Raw genomic sequence first — 21577 nt, 5'->3', positions numbered from 1 at the left:
GTAGGACTAATCCGATCAAAGAATGGGCATAGGCACCGCAGTGGCATGGAAAACGGCACAACTGGCAAACTGATCCGTTCACAAAGCAGTCATCCATTGCTACCCGATGCACAAAAGGGAAGCCATGCTTCCCTTTTGTACTTTCAGCGGTTTATGGACTTGAAGCAGTGGTTTCGTAGGTTAAGCAGGGATGCCATCACAGAAAGAGTCAGGGTTTGAGAATATTGTGTAGACTTGGGCCGGCAGGCCGCGACCGATGCCTCCACCCGCCACGTTCGTGGTGTAGGTGACCTCGCAAGGCCCAAACGGTACTTGAGCCAGGAATGGACGGTAAGTGATGTCGACATTAAAGCCGTTGGCTACATCGCCAGCGGTCAAGGGCAAGGTTGTAATAGTCAGTTCAAAGGGTCCCCGTGGCAACCCAGGGTATTCGTTAGTGATAGTGACCATAACCTCCACGGTATTGCCCACTACCAGCCTGGGATCGCCCGGAATGTGAAGTATGGCGGCCAGTACCGGGGGCGAGCCAGGCATCCGTTGTGCCAGCGACAGACAGGTCCAGTCGCCAAACTCGAGACGCTCATATTCTGCCGGCGCCAGTTCCACCGTCACGGCATCGATCACATTGACGGTGGTAACGGGCGACGGGTTTTCATTGATAGTGCCGGGACCAATGACCGAATAGCTGACAGGCTGCATATTGTTCCCGTGGCGGGCAACCACCTCCCAGGGAATGGTGAACGTCGCATCGGCGCCGGGAACCGTAGTGCTTAAAGGGAAAGGCCCGACACGCTCTTTGGAGGCGCCCCAATATAGGTAAAACTGATTGTCAGGGTGAGGCAGTGCCGCGATATTCCAGAGTGGAATCACAATAGTCACAGGTCGGTTCGCATCGCCAATGCGCAGGATGTTCAATTCGCCTGAAACCTCGCCAAACACTTGTGCCGGGTTCAGCCCAGGGTTCACCTCACCTGGTTCCAGTGTGCCCGGCAATACAGGGCCTTCTACTGACAAGTCGAGCCGGACGGTTTTAGTTGGCGAGAGGAAGAACACACCGTTGCGATCAATCCGGTATCGCACGCTTACTGTCTGAGGGCCTAGTGTCGCGGTATAGGCGGCCTTGATCGCGTCATTCATATTACTGAAAACTACCGGGAAGCCACTGAGCTCAGGGCTTTGCGGACCAAAGGGTTCGCTTTCCCATTGTGTCTCGAACTTGTCCAGCCCTGTAGCGAAATTAAGATACTGTTCGATATGGAGTTTAATTCCCTGCACATAGTCCGCAATGCTGAGCAAATCATCCGTGCTACCGTCACGTGGGGCCGGCGCGAGCGGTAGGAAAGGTTCCAATGGTACGGGGTCCGTCAGTAACGAAACCGTGCGGAACTCATTGAACGATGGGCGACTGACATTCCCTGCCCGGTCCGTGATGGTGTAGAAAATATAATACAGCCCACTCAAGATGATCTGGCTGGCTGGCAGGAAGTAGCTGCTCTGGGCGGGTGGCGGCAGCATCGGCACACCCGCACCAGTGACCAGATACTCTGGTCGTGGGTCCATTACCGGGCTGAAGTAAACGTTAATCATGTCTCCCGCTTCAAATCGCCCAGGCTGCGAACTAAAGGTGTTTGGGGGAATACTGATCTCCAGGCCGCCCTGGTTTATCAGGAATGCATTGTCGATAACCGTCCCCGCCGGCGCATTGACTAACGTCGGAACGGTCGGTTGCTCACGTGACGACGCTACCGCGTAAGGCGCAATGAGATCGACCCGGAACGCGGCAGGGTTGGACTCATCCCGCGCAGCGCCTGGGACACCACCGGCATTGCGGTATTGCACGACTTTGAGTTCATAAAAACCATGCTGGAACTCAAGCTCGGGAGGCGGAGCAGGAATAAATCTATCAATGATTCCAGGCACTGGGGTCTCGTTGATCTGGAATGGGGCCAAAAAGGTCCTCCAGGTAGGCAGCGGATCTGTGGTTGTGCGAATTTGAATACCCAGCCAGTCGCTCGGTATCGAAATTAGCCCGGTTCTACACTCCACGGTTATACCCGCACGGGCAACGACCGCTGGAATAAGACCCGTTGCATTATCCAGTGCTTCTGCAATCGTGGGTGCATCAATAACCAAAGGTTCTGGTGTAATGGTGACGTCAGGGTTGCTGCTCATATCAGTCTCTCCTTTAGTACTTAATGTAGACAGCGCACAAACACTCCTCCCAGCCGTATGACATGCGGCCAAACAAACCGACTTTGGATTTACCCGTCAGAAGTTCAATGAAACGTGCGCGATGTTCCAACACTCATGACGCGAAGCCCTCGGAATCAGGGTTCGGGGCCATTGCCATCAATCCAGCAATAGATCGGGTTTGGCGGCGGTGGCGAGGTATTGACTACCCGATCGAACGCCACATACCTGGCAGCAGACCGGCCAATGATCACGCCCCCCCTGGACACCGTGTAACTGGCCTCTCCTCCGGCGTTTTCTTTCAGGGGCCGGATCAATCGCTCGACATCGGTCATCCAGAAGGCATAGCCCGACGCATCGGTGACCCCATCCCAATAATGTGTGAGGGTTTCCACGATATAGGGGTCTGGATTGACATCCGGGTACAGGCCATATCCCTGGAACCGCAGCGTAATCAGATCGCCAGAAAGTATGTCCACGTGAGGGGCAATGAACACCTCGACACCGAACCAGATCGCAGGCTGGGTGCTGCAGGTCAAGTAGCGGTTAGGATGCGACTCTGATTGCGGGAAACTGGGCCGAGGGTATCTGGACGGCGGAAGGCCGGTTTGCAGCCCGGCTTGCGCCACCAGTGAAAACAGCGGGTTGATGTTGCCAGCACGGTCCTTCAGGCGATAGAAGCAGAAGATCCAGAGCGCCCCGGGAAAACGACGGAATACGTCGCTGGGCACCTCCACGAATATGCGGCCGGTGGCGCTGGTCAACGGCGCGGAAATCAGGGTGGGCGCGCCGGTTGGCAAGGTATTCATGTCTGAAAAATACAGCAGTACCTCATCACCGATCTCACGCCCCAGATATCCCTTGGGGATTTCCATGCGCACCAGGGGGTTGGCGACCAGGTAGGCCTCGGTAATCGGATCAATGGGAAAAATGGCCGGTGCCAGCAACGCGCCACCGCCGGGCGCATCGCGGTCGATCCTGAGCGTCACCACCTCAGAGGTATCGACGCTGGGGCTGTTCGGCGTGCCGTTATGGATGCGAAACGTCAGATCAACAATTGCACTGTTCAGCAGGAATGCCTGGGGTATCTGCATGGGGTAGGGAAAGTCGGCGGCAGTCATCGGGTTAGGCAGCAAAACCGGTGGCGTATCGACGGGGCGGGCGCCGCGCACGCTCCACTCGAACACAATATATTGGTCCCTGCCTGGGCCCGGTAGAAACGCCCAGGGCGTCGGAATCAAAAGCTGTAAGTCAGAGAAGTAATACTGTGCCGGCAACAACCCGTCAGGCAGCGCGTCGACGACGATGGGCGCGTCAATCGCCAGGATACCTCCTGGACCTTGGGGGCCAGCATTGTGGGTGCTCATCTAAACCTCCCGTCCCTCGTACACGCCTATGCATCAACTGATCACGGCGCTTACGGCTCTGTTGGGGCAATTGAACACCGCCTGTGGTGCTGCGGATACTGTCAGAACTAACAGGTACGTTCGCCGCTCGTCGGTTTGAGCAGCCCAATTTCACGCTTGCCCGAACAAAGATTTCTTGACGAGACGAGCTGGCTGGTGTTTTCTGAAACCGGTTTCAATGTCTCATGCACTGTCACCTCACACTAATAAAAAAGGCCCTGCCGTGACTTCATTCTCCGCCGCCCAGCGCAGCCGCGTGACCATGCTTGATGTGGCCCAACGCGCTGGCGTATCCAAGGCCAGCGTGTCGCGCTTTATCGGCGATGACCGCGCCCTGCTGTCCGATGCCATCGCCCTGCGTATCGAGCAAGCCATCGATGAGTTGGGCTACCGCCCCAACCAGATGGCCCGTGGCCTGAAACGCGGGCGCACACGCCTGATCGGCATGCTGGTGGCCGATATCCGCAACCCCTATTCCATTGCGGTGATGCATGGCGTGGAAACCGCTTGCCGCCGCCACGGCTACAGCCTGGTGGTGTGCAACACCGACCGCGATGACGAGCAGGAGCGCCAGCACCTGGCCGCCCTGCGCGCCTATAACATCGAAGGTTTGATCGTGAACACCCTGGGGCATCACCTCGAACAACTGCTGGAACTGCAACGGGAAATGCCCCTGGTGCTGGTGGACCGCAAGGTCGACGCATTGCACAGCGACCTGGTGGGCCTGGATAACCCGCGAGCCGTGGGCATGGCCCTGGACCACCTGGAGCAACAGGGCTACCGGGAGATCCTGCTGGTCAGCGAGGCCGCTGACGGCACCAGTTCGCGGGTTGAACGCATGGAAGGCTTCCATGCCCAAATCCGTCGCCGCAACCGACTGCATGGCGCCGTGCTGGAAATTGGCGCTGATTTGCCCGCCCGTTTGCAGGCATTTATTGCCTCACCCCAGGCCGGCCCCAAAGCCCTGTTCTGTGCCAACGGCGTCGCCGCACTGGCCTGTACCACAGCCCTGCGCGCGTTGGGGTGTCGGTTGTTCGAGGACGTGGGCCTGATTGCCCTGGATGACCTGGAATGGTACCCGCTGGTAGGCAACGGCATCACTGCCCTGGCCCAGCCGACCGAAGCCATAGGCGCCAGCGCCTTTGAGTGTTTGCTCAAGCGCTTGCGCGGCGATACCTCGCCCACCCGCTCCCTGGATTTTGCCCCGCAACTGATCGTCCGAGGTTCAACCCGCCCCCTGTAGGCGTCGCCGCCTGGGGGGCGTTTTTTTATTTACAGATGAAACCGGTTTCAGAGATCAATAAAAATGCATAAATACCCCGTTTCCATCAGCCTCTCCAGCTACGGTGCCGACCTGGTCCGCCAGCGTGGCCAGTTGAGTTTCGTCGCACTGCTGGCCGCTGCCGGTGCCCGGCGCATTGAATGGCGTGAAGAACTGCTGACCAGCGAACAACCCGGCGAACTGGCCCAGGCCGCCGCCGCGCAAGATCTGGAGTGTGTGTTTTCGTCGCCCCTGGAGCTGTGGGTCGCCGGGCATGCCCAAGCCAATTCGGAGCTGGCCGCCACCCTCGACCGGGCCCAGGCGTTCGGTGCCCGCTGGTTAAAGGTTTCGCTGGGTTACTTCACCGACACCCACGACCTGCACAGCCTCAGCGCCCTGCTCAACCGCCACCCGGTGCGCTTGTTGGTGGAAAACGACCAGACCTTGCACGGCGGGCGTATCGAGCCGCTGCAGCGTTTTTTCGATGCCGCCGAACGCCTGGGCGTACCGGTAAAGATGACCTTCGATATCGGCAACTGGCACTGGCAAGACCAGAGCGCCCTCACCGCCGCGCGCTTGCTCGGCCGGCATGTCGATTACCTGCACTGCAAGGCCGTGGCCCGGCGGGCCGACGGCAAGCTGATAGCCCTGCCGCCGGGCGCCGCCGACCTGCATCTGTGGGAACAATTGCTGCGCCTGATGCCCCGGGGGATCAGCCGGGCCGTGGAGTTCCCGCTGCAAGGCGCGGACCTGCTGGCGGTCACCGCCGCCCAGGTCGCCGCCCTCGCCCATCTGGGCCAAGCCCCTGTGGAGAATGCCCATGTCTGACATCGATATCCTCTCGTTTGGCGAGACCATGGCAATGTTTGTCGCCGAGCAAACCGGCGACCTGGCCCAGGCCGGCCACTTTGAAAAACGCATCGCCGGCGCCGACAGCAACGTGGCGATCGGCTTGTCGCGCCTGGGCTTCAACGTGGCCTGGCTGAGCCGGGTCGGCGATGATTCACTGGGGCGTTTTGTGGTCGCTACCCTGGAACGCGAAGGCCTGGATTGCCGGCATGTGGCGGTGGATCCTGCGCAGCCTACCGGCTTTCAGCTCAAGTCCCGGGAAGACACCGGCAACGATCCGGTCGTCGAGTATTTCCGGCGCGGTTCGGCGGCCAGTCACTTGTCTTGCGCCGCCATCGTCCCCGAGCTGCTGCGGGCCCGGCACCTGCATGCCACCGGGATTCCACCCGCGCTGTCGCAGGCCACCGCCGAGCTGTCGCGCCAGTTGATGAGCGAGATGCGCGCGGCCGGCCGCAGTGTGTCGTTCGACCCCAACCTGCGCCCGTCGCTATGGCCCAGCACGCACACGATGATCCGCGACATCAACGCCCTGGCCTGCCTGGCGCACTGGGTCTTGCCGGGCTTGAGCGAAGGTCGCCTGCTGACCGGCTTCGAGGACCCGGCGGATATCGCCGCCTTTTACCTCGACCAGGGCGTGGAGGCCGTGGCCATCAAGCTCGGGCCCCACGGTGCCTACTACCGCAGCCATCTGGACCAGGGTTTTGTCGCCGCCGTGCCGGTGGCCAAGGTGGTGGACACCGTTGGCGCTGGCGATGGCTTTGCCGTGGGCCTGATCAGTGCCCTGCTGGAAAACCTCAGCCTGGCCCAGGCGGTACAGCGCGCCAACTGGATCGGCAGCCGCGCCGTACAGAGCCGTGGCGATATGGAAGGCCTGCCGCTACGCGCCGACCTGCCCGCCTGGCAAAAAACCGGCTGACCCCAGGCCTCAACCCGTTACCTGTTGCCACAACTACAACAAGCTCAGGAGCCCCCCATGAATCACTTGAAACTCGCCACCCGCCGTTGGTGGTACATCATGCCGATTGTGTTTATCACCTACAGCCTGGCGTACCTGGACCGCGCCAACTACGGCTTCGCCGCCGCCTCCGGGATGGCCGAAGACCTGATGATCACCCCGGGCATGTCCTCGCTGCTCGGCGCGTTGTTCTTCCTCGGCTACTTCTTCTTCCAGGTGCCGGGGGCGATCTATGCCCAGCGCCGCAGTGTGAAGAAGCTGATTTTTGTCAGCCTGATCCTGTGGGGCGGCCTGGCCACCCTGACCGGCGTGGTCTCCAACGCCTATATGCTGATTGCCATCCGCTTTATGCTCGGGGTGGTCGAAGCGGCGGTGATGCCGGCGATGCTGGTGTACCTGTGCCACTGGTTCACCCGCGCCGAACGCTCGCGGGCCAATACCTTCCTGATCCTCGGCAACCCGGTGACTATGCTGTGGATGTCGGTGGTGTCCGGCTACCTGGTACAGCATTACAGCTGGCGCTGGATGTTTATCATCGAAGGCCTGCCTGCGGTGTTCTGGGCCTTTATCTGGTGGCGCCTGGCCGATGAGCGCCCGGCCGATGCCAAATGGCTGAGCGCCGGCGAGAAACACGACCTGGAAACCGCCCTGGCCGCCGAGCAGGTCGGGCTCAAGGCGGTGAAAAACTATGCCGAAGCCTTCCGCTCGCCCAAGGTGATCATCCTCGCGCTGCAGTTCTTTTGCTGGAGCATCGGCGTCTACGGCTTTGTGCTGTGGCTGCCGTCGATCCTCAAGGCCGGCTTGCAGATGGATATGGTCGAAGCCGGCTGGCTGTCGGCGCTGCCTTACCTGGCGGCGGTGATTGGCATGCTTGTTGTGTCCTGGGGCTCGGACAAGCTGCAAAAACGCAAACGTTTTGTGTGGCCCCCGCTGCTGATCGCCTCCGTGGCGTTTTATGGCTCCTACCTGTTGGGCGCCGAACATTTCTGGTGGTCGTACACCCTGCTGGTGATCGCCGGCGCCTGCATGTATGCGCCCTATGGGCCGTTTTTTGCCATCGTCCCGGAGATCCTCCCGGCCAACGTCGCCGGGGGCGCCATGGCCTTAATCAACAGCATGGGCGCCCTGGGCTCGTTTGGCGGCTCGTACCTGGTGGGTTACCTCAACAGCAGCACCGGCTCGCCGGGGGCGTCCTACCTGTTGATGAGCGGCGCGCTGCTGTTGTCAGTGGTGCTGACGATCCTGCTCAAACCCGAACAGCCCGGGGCGCGAGCCCTGCACTCGCTTGAATTGAAGGCCTGAACCTGATGAAAAAACATGTCGTGCTCTACAAAAAACTCTCCGCACCGCTGATGGCCCGCCTGCATAAGGCCGCCGAGGTGACGCTGATTGACAGCCTCGACGCCAGCGGCCTGGCGCAACTGCGCGAGGCCTTGCCCACGGCCCATGGCCTGCTGGGGGCCAGCCTGCGCCTGGATGCCCAACTGCTGGACCTGGCACCGCGCCTGGAAGCGGTGGCCAGTGTTTCGGTAGGCGTCGATAACTACGACATCGGCTACCTGACCCGGCGCGGTATTTTGCTCAGCAACACCCCGGATGTGCTCACCGAAACCACCGCCGACACCGGCTTTGCCCTGATCCTCGCCACCGCCCGGCGCGTGGTGGAGCTGGCCAACCTGGTGCGCGCCGGTAACTGGAACCAGAACATCGGCCCCTTGCACTTTGGCAGCGATGTACACGGCAAGACCCTGGGCATCATCGGCATGGGGCGCATTGGTGAAGCCCTGGCGCAGCGCGGGCACTTTGGCTTTGGCATGCCGGTGATCTACCACAGCCATTCGCCCAAGCCTTTGGTCGAGCAACGTTTCGGCGCGCACTACCGCAGCTTGCCGGAGTTGCTGCAACAAGCCGATTTTGTGTGCCTGACATTGCCGCTGACTACCGAGACTCAGGGGTTGATTGGCGCCAAGGAGTTCGCCCAGATGGGCCCGGAGACGATTTTCATCAATATCTCCCGGGGCAAGGTGGTGGACGAAGCGGCCCTGATCGATGCCTTGCAACAGCGCACAATCCGCGCGGCGGGGCTGGATGTGTTTGAGCGCGAACCGTTGAACCATGATTCGCCGCTGCTGCGCTTGAACAATGTGGTGGCGACGCCGCATATCGGCTCGGCCACCCATGAGACCCGGGAAGCGATGGCGCGGTGCGCGGTAGATAATCTGCTGGCGGCGTTGGCGGGGGAGCGGCCGAAAAACCTGGTCAATCCCACTGTGTGGGGAGCCTGACAGGCGGTGCATCAGCCACTAGAAATAGTGACTGATACAGCGCTATCGCGGGCAAGCCCGCTCCCACAGGGGGGCTTGGTCGGGCACTGAATTTCGGCCACGCCACAATTTAAATGTGGGAGCTGGCTTGCCTGCGATAGCGGTATGCCAGCCACCCAAGCCCTCCCTGCTTAGATCACAAACCGCGCCACCATGGCATTCAAGTCCACCGCCAGGCGCGACAGTTCATGGCTGGCGGCGCTGGTCTGGTTGGCGCCGGCCGCCGATTGGGTCGCCAGGTCGCGGATGTTCACCAGGTTGCGGTCCACCTCGCGGGACACTTGGGCCTGCTCTTCGGACGCGCTGGCAATCACCAGGTTGCGCTCATTGATCAGGCTGATGGACTGGGTGATCTGTTCCAGCGCCACCCCGGCGGCGCGGGCCATTTCCAGGGTGCTGTGGGTGCGCTGGTTACTCTGCTGCATGGACTGCACCGCGTCCCCGGTGCCGTTCTGGATGCCGGCGACCATTTTTTCGATTTCCTGGGTCGATTGCTGGGTGCGATGGGCCAGGGCGCGCACTTCATCGGCCACCACGGCAAACCCGCGCCCGGCTTCACCGGCGCGTGCGGCTTCGATGGCGGCGTTGAGGGCCAACAGGTTGGTTTGTTCGGCAATCGCCCGAATCACATCCAGCACCTTGCCGATATCGCGGCCCTGGGTCGCCAGGCCTTCGATCAATACCGAGGTGTTCTGCACGTCCTGGGTCATGGTCTGGATCGCCTCCACGGTTTGCACCACGCGGTCGCGCCCTTCCCGTGCGGCCTGGTTCGACTGGGTCGAGGCCTCGGAGGTGGACACGGCATTGCGCGCCACTTCTTCCACGGCGGCGGTCATTTCATTGACGGCGGTGGCGGCCTGGTCGATTTCGTTGTTCTGCTGCTGCAAGCCCTTGGAGGCTTCCTCGGTCACCGCGCTCAGTTCTTCGGCAGCGGAAGCCAGCTGTGTAGCCGAGCCGGCGATATGCTGGATCGTCTGGCGCAGGTTGCCCTGCATGGTGGCCAGGGCGCCGATCAGGCGCGCGGGTTCATCCTGGCCATCATCCTCGATAACCTTGCTCAGGTCGCCGCTGGAGATGGTTTGCGCCGCCGCCACCGCCTTGCGCAGCGGCGTGACGATGCTGCGGGTCAGCAACCAGGCGAGCAAGACGGTCATCAGCGCTGCAACCACCGACACCCCGATGATCCCGCTGATCGCATCGCTATAGCTGCGCCCAGCGTCTTCCCCGGCCTGCTTGGCATCGGCGGCGTTGATCGCAATCATCTTATTGAGCTGTTCACCCATCTGATCGGTGCCGTCCTTGATCCGGCTGTTGATCAGGGCCCGCATCTCCTCGACCTTGTTCTGCTGGGACAGCGTCAGCATTTCAGCCTGGGCTTTGAGGTAGTTGTCCAACGTGGCTGCAAATGTCTTGTAGACCGCAGCCTCTTCGGCCCCGGCCGGCATCGCGGCATACCCGGCCTGGGCCTGGCGCGCCTTGTCCACCAGTACCCCGATGCGCACTTGGGCTTCCTGCAGGGCTGCCGGTTCGCGGTTGACCAGCACCCGGAACGACAGAATGCGCAGGCGCAACACGTTCTCGGTCATATTGGCCAGGTAGCCGACACTCGGCAGTTGGTTGGCGCCCATATCCAGCGCGGCCTGGCGAATCAGCGTCATGCGGTTGACGGCAAACACCCCCAGAACAATCACAAGCAACGCAATAAACGCAAAACCGAGAAACGCCCGAGGTGCGATATTCAAATTACGGAGGGACATAGGAAAGCTCTCAAGAGGGGATGGCTGCGAGCATCCTTGCCGCGACACGGTGACACCTGTTTGTTGTGGGGCCTGGCTGCGATCTCAGCATTAACGGGCCTATCCGTGTTATCGGCCGGCTTGAGGTTTTTTTGCAGGGTCCGGAGAAATAAATTTTCACACTTTTGACAACGGGCACTTTCTGGCATCCTGCGCGTCCATTTTCTGACCCGAGCACGTATTTTGTCTGACGCTCAAGCCCCCCGCCCCCGTTATAAATCCGACCTGATCTATGGCCTGGAAGACCGCCCGCACTTCACCGCCGCGATCTTTGCCGCCCTACAACATGTGCTTGCCAGCTTCGTCGGGATCATTACCCCGACCCTGATCGTCGGTGGCGTGCTGGGCCTGGAAAGCGAAGTGCCGTACCTGGTCAGCATGGCGCTGTTTGTCTCCGGCCTGGGCACGTTTGTCCAGGCGCGGCGCTTTGGCCCCGTGGGCTCGGGCTTGCTGTGCCTGCAAGGCACCAGTTTTTCGTTTATCAGCGTGATCCTCAGTGCCGGCTTCATGGTCAAGGCCCGGGGCGGCGGCACCGATGAGATTCTCTCGACGATCTTCGGCATCTGCTTCTTCGCCGCGTTTATCGAGGTGGTGCTCAGCCAGTTCATCGGCAAATTGCGCAAGCTGATCACCCCGGTGGTGACCGGCACCATCATCACCTTGATGGGCTTGTCGCTGATCAAGGTCGCGGTTACCGACATGGCCGGCGGCTATGGCGCCGCCGACCTGGGTGCCGCCAGCAATATGGGGCTGGCGGCCCTGGTGCTGCTGACCATCGTGGTGCTCAACCGCTTCAATAACCCGTTCCTGCGCTTGGGCTCGATTGTCATCGGCCTGACCCTGGGCTTTGTGGTGGCCTGGTGGCTGGGGCGCGTTGACCTGGCGGCATTGCCCCAGGTGCCGCTGGTCAGCGTGCCGGTGCCGTTCAAGTACGGGTTTTCGTTCGACTGGGTGGCGTTTATCCCGGTGGCGGTGATCTTCCTGATTTCGCCCCTGGAGGCGGCCGGCGACCTGACCGCCAACTCGATGATTTCCCAGCAGCCGGTCAAGGGCCCGCTGTATATCAAGCGCATCAAGTCCGGCCTGCTGGCCGATGGCCTGAACTCGGTAATGGCCGCCACCTTCAATAGCCTGCCGATGGTGACCTTCGCCCAGAACAACGGGGTGATCCAGTTGACCGGCGTGGCCAGCCGCTATGTGGCGTATTTCATTGCCGGACTGCTGGTGTTGCTGGGCCTGTTCCCGATGATTGGCGCGGTGCTGCAACTGATGCCCAAGCCGGTACTGGGGGGCGCGACCCTGATCATGTTCGGCACGGTGGCGGTGGCCGGGATCAAGATCCTCGCCGAGGCCGGGCTGCATCGGCGCAATGTGCTGATCGTGGCGATTTCCCTGGGCATGGGCCTGGGCGTGGCGGCGGTGCCGGAAGTGCTGCGCGAGCTGCCCAAGGCCTTGCATAACATCTTCGAGTCGCCGATTACCGTCGGAGCGTTCTGTGCGATCCTGCTGAACATTTTCCTGCCTGAAGAGTTCATAGAGCTGCAAGAAGATGAATTTGACCCGGAAGCCTCTACCCTCAAGGTGATGCAGGACCCGGAACCGACGAAATAGGAACCCTTATGCGCAGATTGATCGGCCTGACCCTGTCTTTGATATTGCTCAGCCTGAGCGCCTGCGCCCTGTTCCCCAACCGTGACCCGCTGCATATCAATGTGGTGGGCATCGAGCCGCTGCAAAGCCAGGACCTGGAGGTACGCTTTGCGATCAAGCTGCGGGTGCAGAACCCCAATGACACGGCCATCGACTACAACGGCGTGGCCCTGGACCTGGAGGTCAATGGCCGGCCGCTGGCGGCTGGGGTGAGTGATCAGCAGGGCTCTATCCCACGCTTTTCCGAGACGGTTCTGACAGTACCGGTCAGCGTTTCGGCGTTTTCGGTGTTGCGTCAGACCCTGGGCCTGAGCCAGACCCAGCGCTTGAACAACCTGCCCTATGTACTGCGCGGCAAGCTGGCGGGTGGGGTGTTTGGCACGATGCGCTTTGTCGATCGCGGCACCCTGGACCTGCCCAACAGCGTGACCTGGTAGACCACCTGTAGGAGCGAGCTTGCGCCTACTTGGCAGCCATCAGGCGGTTGACTTCGCTGCGTACCATGTTGGCAAATTCCGGTGGCGACATGCCGTCCAGCTCCGAACGCACCCATTCGGCCCATTTGCCCTTGCGCTTGGCGCGCTCGCCAAACAGCCGTGCACCCTCGCCCTTGGCCTTGCCCAGGTTGCTTTGCCACAAGTCGTACAGACGGGACTTTTCATCTTCAAGCGCCGCGCGCTCGGCAAGGGGCTTGTTGGCCAGATTGAAGCTCATGTGGAATTACCTGCTGCACAAATAGGTGACATCTTACACTGTAGGTCGAAAGGTCCGAATTCGGATTTTGCATCGTGTAGAGGCCCGGCGAAAAAAAAACTGCAACTTTTGCACCGCGCGAAGACTCCATTGTTCACTGCCCACTTACCCCGCAAGGAGCTACTCAATGGCCCGTAAAACTGCCGCTCAAGCTGTCGAAGAGCAAATCAAGGACCAGGCGTTCAGCGAACTCCAGGCCCTGATCGAAGAATCGGACAAACTGCTCAAAAGCAGCGCATCGCTGGTGGGAGAAGAAGGTGAAACCCTGCGCGAGCAGGTGGCGATCAAGCTCAAGCAGGCCCTGGAGTCGGTGTCCAACGTGCGTGAGCGCAGCAAGCCGGTGGTAGAGGCCACCGAAACCTATATCGGTGGCCACCCTTGGCAGACCGTCGCCATTTCCGCCGGCTTGGGCCTGGTGGTAGGCCTGCTGCTGGGCCGTCGCAACTGATCGATGCCACGGCCGGCGCGGCTTAGCCCGCGTCGGCCATCAGCCCTGCGCCAGCGTGCGCAGCCGCGCCAGTTCATCCCCGTCCAACAAAATGCCTTCCTGCACGGCCTTGGCCCGGGTGCGATGACGCCGGTCGCCGGGCAAGCGGCGCAACCCCACCGCATGCATCTGCCGCACCAATTCCTGGCTGCGTTGGGCAAAGTCTTGCCCGGCGGTTTTGCTGGGGTCGATCACGATCAGCAACTGGCCGGTCCAGGGCGTCTTGGCGCCGGGGTGGTTGGACCAATCGAACTCAAATGAGAAGTTGCCTCCGGTCAGGGCGGCGGCCAGCAACTCCACCATCATCGACAGCGCCGAGCCCTTGTGCCCGCCAAACGGCAACAGCGCACCGCCTTCGAGAATCGCCTTGGGGTCCTGGGTTGGCTGGCCCAGGCTGTCGACCCCAGTGCCCGGCGGCACCCGCTCGCCCTTGCGCGCAGCAATCTGTACATCGCCATGGGCAATGGCGCTGGTGGCCAGGTCAAACACAATCGGCGGTCCATCGGCCCGTGGTGCGGCAAACGCGATGGGATTGGTGCCGAACAGGGGCCGATCCGCACCGTGGGGCACTACGCATGTCATGCTATTGACCACGCTCAGGGCTACCAGGCCTTCTTCGGCAAACGGCTCCACATCCGGCCACAGGGCGGCAAAGTGATGAGAGTTACGAATCGCGAGTACCGCGATCCCGGCGCTGCGGGCCTTGGCCACCAATAACGGGCGGGCGGCGGCCAGGGCGGGCTGGGCAAAGCCATTGGCGGCGTCCACCCGCACGAACCCCGAGGCAACATCCTCAACCACCGGCACCGCCTGGCCATTGACCCAGCCGCTGTCCAGGGTCGAGACATAGCCGGGTATGCGAAACACCCCATGGCTATGCGCCCCATCCTGCTCGGCGCGGGCGCAGTTGTCGGCCAGCACACAGGCAACCTCGGGCGAGGCGCCATGCCGGATGAAGATGCTCGTGAGCAGTGTCACAAGTTCAGTGAAGCCAAGGGGTGTGGCTGACATCTGAAGCTCCAGAATTGTTATTGGGAGGGGCAACAGCCTGCGGAATCCAGCGCATTGATTAACAACGTGTGACCAGTGAGCTGTCAACCACCGGCAGCGGTTGCGCGCTATTTATTTAATGCCTGGGCAATGCCCCCCGCTCCTAGGCTCGCTGCATCTATAGCCTGCACCGAGCCTTTGCGATGGACGACCTGCAACCCCCCTATTTCTTCCCCGAGGCCATGCGCCTGGCCAAACACTTGAGTGCCCGCGAGCGGCATCGCGGTATCACCGACCTTGACCGGAGTTTCTTGCGCAACCTGTTCTTTGCCAACGCGGTCGGGCGCAAGGCGCAGTCGCCGCCGATGATCGCCGAACGCTTGCTGGTCAACCGCCCCGGTCAACCACCGATTGAGCTGGCGGGGGCATTCGTGATGGGCTCGCAGGGCAGCTACAGTTCGGTTTTTTTCTATGGCCCAGTGACCGGCCTGGAAAAATTCAATGACTATGAACAGTTGATACACACGCTGGAAAGCCGCCTGCGCGACGCTCAGAAACAGCGCGAACTCCTGCACTTCCTGGCCATTGACCAGCGGGCCGGCTTTACCTTTGCGGCAGGTTCAAGCCTCACGCGGCAACTGATCGAGGGCAATGTCTTCGACGAACAAAAGGCCTGTATCGAGCGTTACCAGCACCTGAATGTCCAGGTCATGCTTGATGAACTGGGCAAGTTGCCGTTGATGGAAACCCTGCTGGATCAACTGCTGGCCAGTACCTTGCACACATCCCTGGCGAACATCGACCAGCGCAAGACCCATGTGTTTTTCTACGCCCTGGCCACCTCCCCCACGGACCAGGACCGGTGGGTGAATGCGCTGTTGTTGCGCGATGCCTTGTTGCTGTATTACCGGCAACAGTCCTGGTCGGTTGGCCTGCGCCGGGTATTTCTGAACCCACAGGTGGCCGCCACCCAGACGCAAGCGCAAACCCACTGGGAGGACGGCATCAAACAGGCCGCCCAGCAGTTGCATCTGTTCCTGCGCAACGCACTTGAGACCTACTGGAACAGCCCTGTGGCTGCTGGCTGTTCAAGGCGTGAGTACTTTGCCCAGGCCATAAGTGATAAATCCCGGGTCGATTTACTGTTCAAGCGCCAGGAAGAGGTGATCTCGGCTGAACAGTGGCAACAGTTGGACGCCCTCTACCTGCCCGCCGAACGTCGCACCACACTCGCTATCGAAAAAGTCCGCCTGTGGGAGCACTACCCCCATTACGTCGAACTGGCCAGTACGCTGGTCATCACCAATAGCGAGGCCTATCTCTATACCCAGTCCAAGGGTTTGCAGGTACTCGAGGACTACAGCGACCTGCAGGCAACACTCAGGGCCATGGTGGGGGCACGCGGGCATGAAGATGACTTCTTCGGTTTCCTGGCCCTGGAGGAACGCGCGCGGTTTGTCGGTTTTCAACAGCCGCAGTTCAGTCCGGCCCCCTTCAGTGGCCCGGTGTTCAAGCGCTTGCTTGAAGACATCATCGCCAAGCAGCAGCAGAACCTCGAATACTGCCTGGATGTTTACCGACGCCATCAAGGGACGATGGATGCCTATGCCCTGCTCGATCACGGCCTGGATATCCGTGCCCTGCTTGACCATCGGTTGCTGGCACTGGACGCCAGGGGACGCTGGAGCACGCACCCGGCCGCCCCGTCGGTGCCCGCAGAAAAGGCGCGCCTGACCCTCCGCCAACTGCACAGCGTGGAGAATGCGCTGGCTAGCCTGCTGGCGTTGGTCCCCAGCCTTGAGACGGTGATTGCCGACCAACTGCGTGCAACGTTCAGCCCCTCTACCGTGCTGCCGCTGAACCCGCAAGACCTTTACATCAACCGCTATGCAGGCCATGCCGACGATCAGGAGCGACGCACGCCACGGGCCAGCCAGAGCGTGCTGGAGCATTGCATCGCCCGCCTGATCGGCCAGGCACAGGCCATCCCGGTCACACCGGAGTACGCGGTGTACGGGCCACGGATCCGCGGCCAGGCGAGTAAACGGCTGGAGCTGAGCATTGACCGACTCAATGCCATGGTGGAGCACTGGCTGCTTGGCCTGAGCCTCCAGACAATCGCGCAGATCCCCCGCGCCGGCCTGGAAGCTGCGCTGCCCAAGCTGGTGCACAGCATGTCAGTGGGGATTCTGGAGGAAGCCCGCCTCAGGGGGCAGGACAAGAGCCTCGACGAGCGTGATATCCAGATCCTGCAGACAGTGTTGAGCCCGGATAACGCCACGCCTGAGCGGCGCCGTACATTGAAAGGCTTTACGCCGGATGCATTCACCCTGTCGGTGCGGGTGAATGGCCAAACCACGCTGCATCGCCTGGCCAACTGTTTTGTGCTCACCGAGCGCGGAGGTCTCGACCCGCATCATTCTGGACACGCCGTGTTATGGACGCCGGCCGCTGGCGTGGAAGTCTTCGCCTCGGTCAGTGCCCTGAACGATACCCTGGCGCATCGGCTACGCAGCCCAACCCGACGCTTGAGCCTGCTGGAAAACCTGGCCGCCCCTGCGCGCCTGCCCCATCAATGCTATGAGCCGGGGCCGTTGCAGTTGATAAAAGAACCCGCCCTGCAGGAGTGCCAGCAGTCGTGGATCAATCAGTACATCGCCCAGCGCCAACACACCCTGGGGCTCAAGGCCAAAGCGCAGTCATTGCTCCAGGCACTGGGACAGGTGCGCAAAAAGCTCCCGGTCAATAACCTCCAGCGTGCGGCGGCTATTGCACGGCTGGCAGAACTGCGGCACTCCCTACCGGACGGGCTGGGAGCGGCGCCTCCCCGGGAGCAGCAACGCCAGGCGGAAATCCTCGAGCAATACCGCATCAATACCCTGCATGGCCGGGATTATCTGGATGAACTTCAGCCACTGCGTCAGCACGTGGCGGACCGCCTCAACGCTATGCTCGTCGATTATTCAGTCTTTGCTGCGGATGTGACGATTGTGCCCAGGTTGGCCCTGGCCGGCCAACGCCAGGGCTTGCTGGATTTCGCCATGAACCCCGCCAGCCTGCAAACCGCCGGGTTTGATGTGCTCTGCCAGGCTCCCAGCCTGACCGAGGCCGTCGTGCGCCAGATGCTGTTGCAGTTCAAAGCCCACGAGGATTATCAAGCCTATGTGACGGAACGTTTATCGGCTGCCAACCCCGGTTTCGAGCGGCGCCTCAGGGACTTCAGCCAGCAAGTGCCCTGGCAGCTGTTACAGCACGCCCACGCCCTCAAGCTACAGGAGCGCCTGTCAGAACGGGGCTTTGACCTGATCCAGCAGGTGGTCGACATGCCAGACGCCATTGCCCGCGCAGCGGTCATGGGCACGACGGCCAGGGTCAGGCCCCTGGAGTTGATTGCCACGGCCGGCGCTGCGCCAGCAACCGCCCTGGGGCTGTACCTCATTGGCGCCGGGCGCCAGGGGGTGCAGGTGTTGTATGCGCCTTATCATCCGACCTTGAGCTTTACCGAGTTCGAGAACGAAGCACAGTGCCTGGAGGCCCTGAACCGGCCCGGCGCCCTGCAAGACTGTGTGCTCAAGCGCCTGCCCGCGCCCCAGGACGCCACGGATCGGAACTTGCTGGCCAGCACCCTGGGATTCAATCCGATCCAGGGCAACCTGTTCAGCCAACTGTTCGACGACAACCGGCAGTTGCTTCTGAAGTTGCTGGGCACCCAATCGATCAGCGGGGCTGAAGAGGAATGGGAAACCATCAAGCAGGTATTCAGTGGTTCGGTTGGCCGGGTGATCGGCTTTTTGCCTGGCAAGCTGGCGTTGCCCTGGGTGATCTGGCAGAGCATTTCCCTGTTCACCGAGTCCGCCGAGGCCTTGCAAGACCATCATTGGCGACGGGCCTTGCAGGCGTTTATCGACGGCGTTGCGCAAATGGCCGCAGTTGGCCAGGCCTTGCAGCAAGCAAAGTCGCTCATCCTGGAGCCGATAGAAGAAACACCCCCTGCACCGTTGCCCTCTATGAACTGGCCGCTGGACATCACCACCCCTGAACGCACTGTGCTGTCGCCCAGCGAAGTGCACGATGTGGCGCTGGTCAACCTCAAGCACAACGCCCTGAAGGGGATATACCAGCATAACGCTGCGTCCTACATTCCCATGGCTGGCAAGGTGTATCAGGTCAACCCCCTTGGCGCGTTCTGGCGCATTGCGACGGAGCAGCAAAACGGCCCGTTTGTGTGGCGCAATACCCTGGGGCAATGGGTGGTCGATACGCGCAACCATATCGCGCGCTTTGGCCAGGCTTATGGCCGCCTGCAGGACCGCTCAGAAACTCGGACTGCGGCACGTCAGATAATGAACATCGAAGCGGTTGGCATGCAGGCAATTCGTGCGCTGTATCCCGAGCGGGCCCGGATGATCGTGGAGGCGCTCGACCTGGCGACGTTTTATGTACAGAACTGTAAGTTGAACCTGGGGTTGCTGGCACCTGGGATAGCCCCTGTGACGCGGATCCATCGCTTCATCAATGAGTTTTTTGGGATTGATATCGACCCGGATCATGGCCCGCAAGAGATTGATCCGGTCCTGGTGCAAAAGCTGCACCGCATTGTCGACCTGATCCTCGCCGGCCTGCTGGATCCGACGCTGTCTACGATCGATTCAAAGCGTTTCGTCGTGGGCGCCCATCGAACGGACCCACAACAGAATTGGGGGTTTGTCATCGACAATGATCCGCAGCGACGGTTTTACCTGACCGAACACTTCTTTACGCCGCCGTTGAGCAACTATGACAATCACCTGCCGGATTATTTCGACCGGGCGGCTCATGCGCGGGCGACGATGTTGATTCATGAGATGAGCCATGTGGTGGCGATGACAGCCGATGCCGCCTACCTGAACGCGGTGATGCCGTTTTCCGATCTGATCGAGACGTTGACGCAGGCTGGGCGCACCCTGTCGGATTCCCAGAAAAGCTACCAGGACCAGAGCTACTCGCGCAAAACCCCCATCACCCAACTGTTCAAGTTCCCCGATATCAGTGGCACCTTCTGGCGTGACCTTGGAGCGACCCCTGAAACCGGGCACATCAAAAATCAGATACTGCGCACCACCGGGGGCGTGGATTTGAGCAACGCGCGGGGGATTTTCATGAGCAACCTGGCCAGGCGAGTCGACACGATGCTGGACAATGCCGACTCGGTGGCGTTCCTGATCAGTCACCTGGGTCGCCAGTTGGACCCAGTGCCCTCCAGTCGAAGGGAGTCGATAAACTGATCGCCGGGGTCAGTCCTTCTGGTCGCGCAGCACATTGCCCGAGGCGCCGTCGATGCGTACTTCATAGACCACACCGTCAGCCTTGCGGCCTTTGACTTCCCAGTAGCCATTGTCGTCCGCTTCGGCCTGGTAGACCTCAATGTAACCGGCCTTGGTCTTGGCGGTTTCGATGGCTTTTTCGATGGTGATCCAGCCGGCTCCTGGCTTGTCGGCCAGGGCGGCTCCGGCGCCGAGCAAGGTGGCAGTGGCAAGCAGGGTGGTGAGGGTTTTCTTCAGCATGTTCTTACTCCGTTAGCGAGAATGACTTACAGATCCAGATTTTTAGGGTGTTTGCAGGCTGAATTAGTTCCACATTGATGCTCATACGCCATGATGGCGGTTCTCGGCACCCTGCCGGGAAGGTTAGAATGTAGGAAATCAGGAAGCACCAATGACCGAACAGCCCCTTTCAGAAGCCGACTATGACGCGATCACCGATGCCGCTGCGCACTGGTGTATGCGCCTGCACGCTTTTGATTGCACGGCGGCCGAGCGCCAGGCGTTTGAACAGTGGCACGATGCGCATCCCCTGCATGCCTTTGAATATGCGGCCATGCTGGAAGTCTGGGAGGTGGCCGACCATTTGCCGCGCAGCAGCGAAACGGCCCCGCCGCTAGCGCAAGTCACACCGCCCCGCCGCTGGCGCACCTATGCCGTGGCCGCCGCCATCTCGTTGCTGGCTCTGCCTCTGGCCGCCTTCACTGGCTGGGAAGCGGGTTGGCTGCCCAGTTCCTATGAGCATTACGACGCCACCAGTGGCCTGCGCCAAGTGACACTGGCCGATGGCAGCGAAGTGGAGCTGAACCTGGGCACCGAGCTGGTCTACAGCAACTATAAGCATGAGCGCCGGGCCACCCTGAAAAAAGGTGAGGCGTTCTTCAACGTCAGCCATGACCGTGAACACCCGTTCGTGCTCCACGTCGGCGCGGGGCAGATCCGGGTGACCGGCACCCAGTTCAACGTCTGGAAGTACGACGATCAGGTGCGGGTCATGTTGCTGGAAGGCTCGGTGAAGATCAGCAGCGATGCCAGCCACAGCGGCCTGAGCCTGACACCCGGCATGCAGGCCAGTTACAACCGGGGTGATGCGCAACCGCAGTTGCAGGCGTTCTCCCCCCATGACCCGGCGCTGGCCTGGCGTCGGGGCAAGTTGATCCTCGACAACCTGGCGCTGGTGGATGCCTTGCCGCTGATCAACCGCTACCTGAGCAAACCGGTGATGCTGGCCGATACCGGTACCGGCAACATCCGTATTGGCGGGATCTACGATATCCATGAAGTCACCCACCTGGTGTCCTCCCTGCCCAAGGTCCTACCGGTCTACCTGACCCAGAACCAGGATGGCAACACCGTGCTCAACGCGATACCGCGTAAAACGCCCAAGACCTGAGCGACGCAAAGACAGCGCCTTGGGCAGTACCGGGCGCGACCTCTGTGCGCGTCGCAATGTCCACTTTTGAAACACCCCTCCCTGCGCAACGCCCCTGTGGCGGCGGATTCATCGGTTCGTCATCAAGAGTGTTGCATGGCTGAAACATGCCAGGTGCTGGTCATTGGGTAGCGCCCTGTTTCATGCCTGATACACCGGGGCCTACGTCCGCCCTGCCAACAAT

Annotated in this window: 16 protein-coding genes; 10 read left to right on the top strand and 6 right to left on the bottom strand. The window is 61.1% G+C overall.

Features of this window, described 5'->3' with window-relative positions; translation table 11 throughout:
• Positions 1-180: 180 nt before the first annotated feature.
• Positions 181-2172 carry a hypothetical protein gene (locus AO268_RS21600; protein WP_099169788.1) on the bottom strand — a complete coding sequence of 664 codons (1992 nt, stop codon included), beginning with the start codon at positions 2170-2172 and terminating at the stop codon, positions 181-183.
• A gap of 155 nt (positions 2173-2327) precedes the next feature.
• Positions 2328-3557, bottom strand: coding sequence for a hypothetical protein (locus tag AO268_RS21595; protein ID WP_099169787.1), 1230 nt, complete (start codon positions 3555-3557; stop codon positions 2328-2330).
• A 262-nt stretch (positions 3558-3819) separates the two neighbouring features.
• Between AO268_RS21595 and AO268_RS21590 the strand changes: the two genes are divergently transcribed.
• The 5 genes from AO268_RS21590 to AO268_RS21570 all read left to right on the top strand — a co-directional run bounded on the left by AO268_RS21590 (position 3820) and on the right by AO268_RS21570 (position 8946).
• Entirely contained in the window at positions 3820-4839 is a 1020-nt protein-coding gene (locus AO268_RS21590) for a LacI family DNA-binding transcriptional regulator (protein ID WP_099169786.1), read from the top strand.
• 63 nt (positions 4840-4902) lie between these two features.
• A complete protein-coding gene (locus AO268_RS21585) occupies positions 4903-5685 on the top strand; it encodes a sugar phosphate isomerase/epimerase family protein (protein ID WP_099169785.1) in 783 nt (260 codons plus the stop codon).
• Positions 5678-6622, top strand: coding sequence for a sugar kinase (locus AO268_RS21580; protein ID WP_099169784.1), 945 nt, complete (start codon positions 5678-5680; stop codon positions 6620-6622). Before AO268_RS21585 ends, AO268_RS21580 begins: the two co-directional genes overlap by 8 nt.
• Before the next feature lie 57 nt (positions 6623-6679).
• Complete coding sequence (locus AO268_RS21575; RefSeq protein ID WP_099169783.1) at positions 6680-7963, top strand: MFS transporter; 1284 nt, start codon at positions 6680-6682, stop codon at positions 7961-7963.
• Positions 7964-7968: 5 nt separating this feature from the next.
• Entirely contained in the window at positions 7969-8946 is a 978-nt protein-coding gene (locus AO268_RS21570) for a 2-hydroxyacid dehydrogenase (protein ID WP_099169782.1), read from the top strand.
• A 170-nt stretch (positions 8947-9116) separates the two neighbouring features.
• On the opposite strand, the gene AO268_RS21565 is transcribed toward AO268_RS21570, so the two are convergent.
• Positions 9117-10742 carry a methyl-accepting chemotaxis protein gene (locus tag AO268_RS21565; protein WP_099169781.1) on the bottom strand — a complete coding sequence of 542 codons (1626 nt, stop codon included), beginning with the start codon at positions 10740-10742 and terminating at the stop codon, positions 9117-9119.
• Between the two features lie 222 nt (positions 10743-10964).
• On the opposite strand from AO268_RS21565, the gene AO268_RS21560 reads away from it, so the two are divergent.
• Positions 10965-12392: a nucleobase:cation symporter-2 family protein gene (locus tag AO268_RS21560; protein WP_076961046.1), complete on the top strand. Its 1428-nt coding sequence runs from the start codon at positions 10965-10967 to the stop codon at positions 12390-12392.
• Positions 12393-12400: 8 nt separating this feature from the next.
• Positions 12401-12868, top strand: a complete 468-nt coding sequence (locus AO268_RS21555) for an LEA type 2 family protein (protein ID WP_099169780.1) — start codon at positions 12401-12403, stop codon at positions 12866-12868.
• A gap of 25 nt (positions 12869-12893) precedes the next feature.
• Here AO268_RS21555 and AO268_RS21550 read toward each other — a convergent pair whose 3' ends face one another.
• Positions 12894-13145: a hypothetical protein gene (locus AO268_RS21550; RefSeq protein WP_038441493.1), complete on the bottom strand. Its 252-nt coding sequence runs from the start codon at positions 13143-13145 to the stop codon at positions 12894-12896.
• Positions 13146-13311: 166 nt separating this feature from the next.
• On the opposite strand from AO268_RS21550, the gene AO268_RS21545 reads away from it, so the two are divergent.
• A complete protein-coding gene (locus AO268_RS21545) occupies positions 13312-13632 on the top strand; it encodes a DUF883 family protein (protein WP_076961048.1) in 321 nt (106 codons plus the stop codon).
• Positions 13633-13671: 39 nt separating this feature from the next.
• Here AO268_RS21545 and AO268_RS21540 read toward each other — a convergent pair whose 3' ends face one another.
• Positions 13672-14682 carry an Ldh family oxidoreductase gene (locus AO268_RS21540; protein ID WP_099169779.1) on the bottom strand — a complete coding sequence of 337 codons (1011 nt, stop codon included), beginning with the start codon at positions 14680-14682 and terminating at the stop codon, positions 13672-13674.
• A 182-nt stretch (positions 14683-14864) separates the two neighbouring features.
• Here AO268_RS21540 and AO268_RS21535 point away from each other — a divergent pair, with 182 nt between their 5' ends.
• A complete protein-coding gene (locus AO268_RS21535; protein ID WP_099169778.1) occupies positions 14865-19925 on the top strand; it encodes a dermonecrotic toxin domain-containing protein in 5061 nt (1686 codons plus the stop codon).
• Between the two features lie 9 nt (positions 19926-19934).
• Here AO268_RS21535 and AO268_RS21530 read toward each other — a convergent pair whose 3' ends face one another.
• The gene (locus AO268_RS21530) at positions 19935-20204 is read right to left on the bottom strand and encodes a PepSY domain-containing protein (protein ID WP_076961051.1); all 270 of its coding nucleotides are present in this window, start codon (positions 20202-20204) and stop codon (positions 19935-19937) included.
• A 151-nt stretch (positions 20205-20355) separates the two neighbouring features.
• Between AO268_RS21530 and AO268_RS21525 the strand changes: the two genes are divergently transcribed.
• Positions 20356-21354 carry a FecR family protein gene (locus tag AO268_RS21525; protein ID WP_099169777.1) on the top strand — a complete coding sequence of 333 codons (999 nt, stop codon included), beginning with the start codon at positions 20356-20358 and terminating at the stop codon, positions 21352-21354.
• Positions 21355-21577: the final 223 nt, after the last annotated feature.

The sequence above is a fragment of the Pseudomonas sp. ICMP 8385 genome (assembly GCF_002699915.1).
Lineage (GTDB): Bacteria > Pseudomonadota > Gammaproteobacteria > Pseudomonadales > Pseudomonadaceae > Aquipseudomonas > Aquipseudomonas gessardii.
The sequence above is the reverse complement of the archived record's forward strand: the minus strand, read 5'-3'. Positions and strand labels throughout refer to the sequence as shown.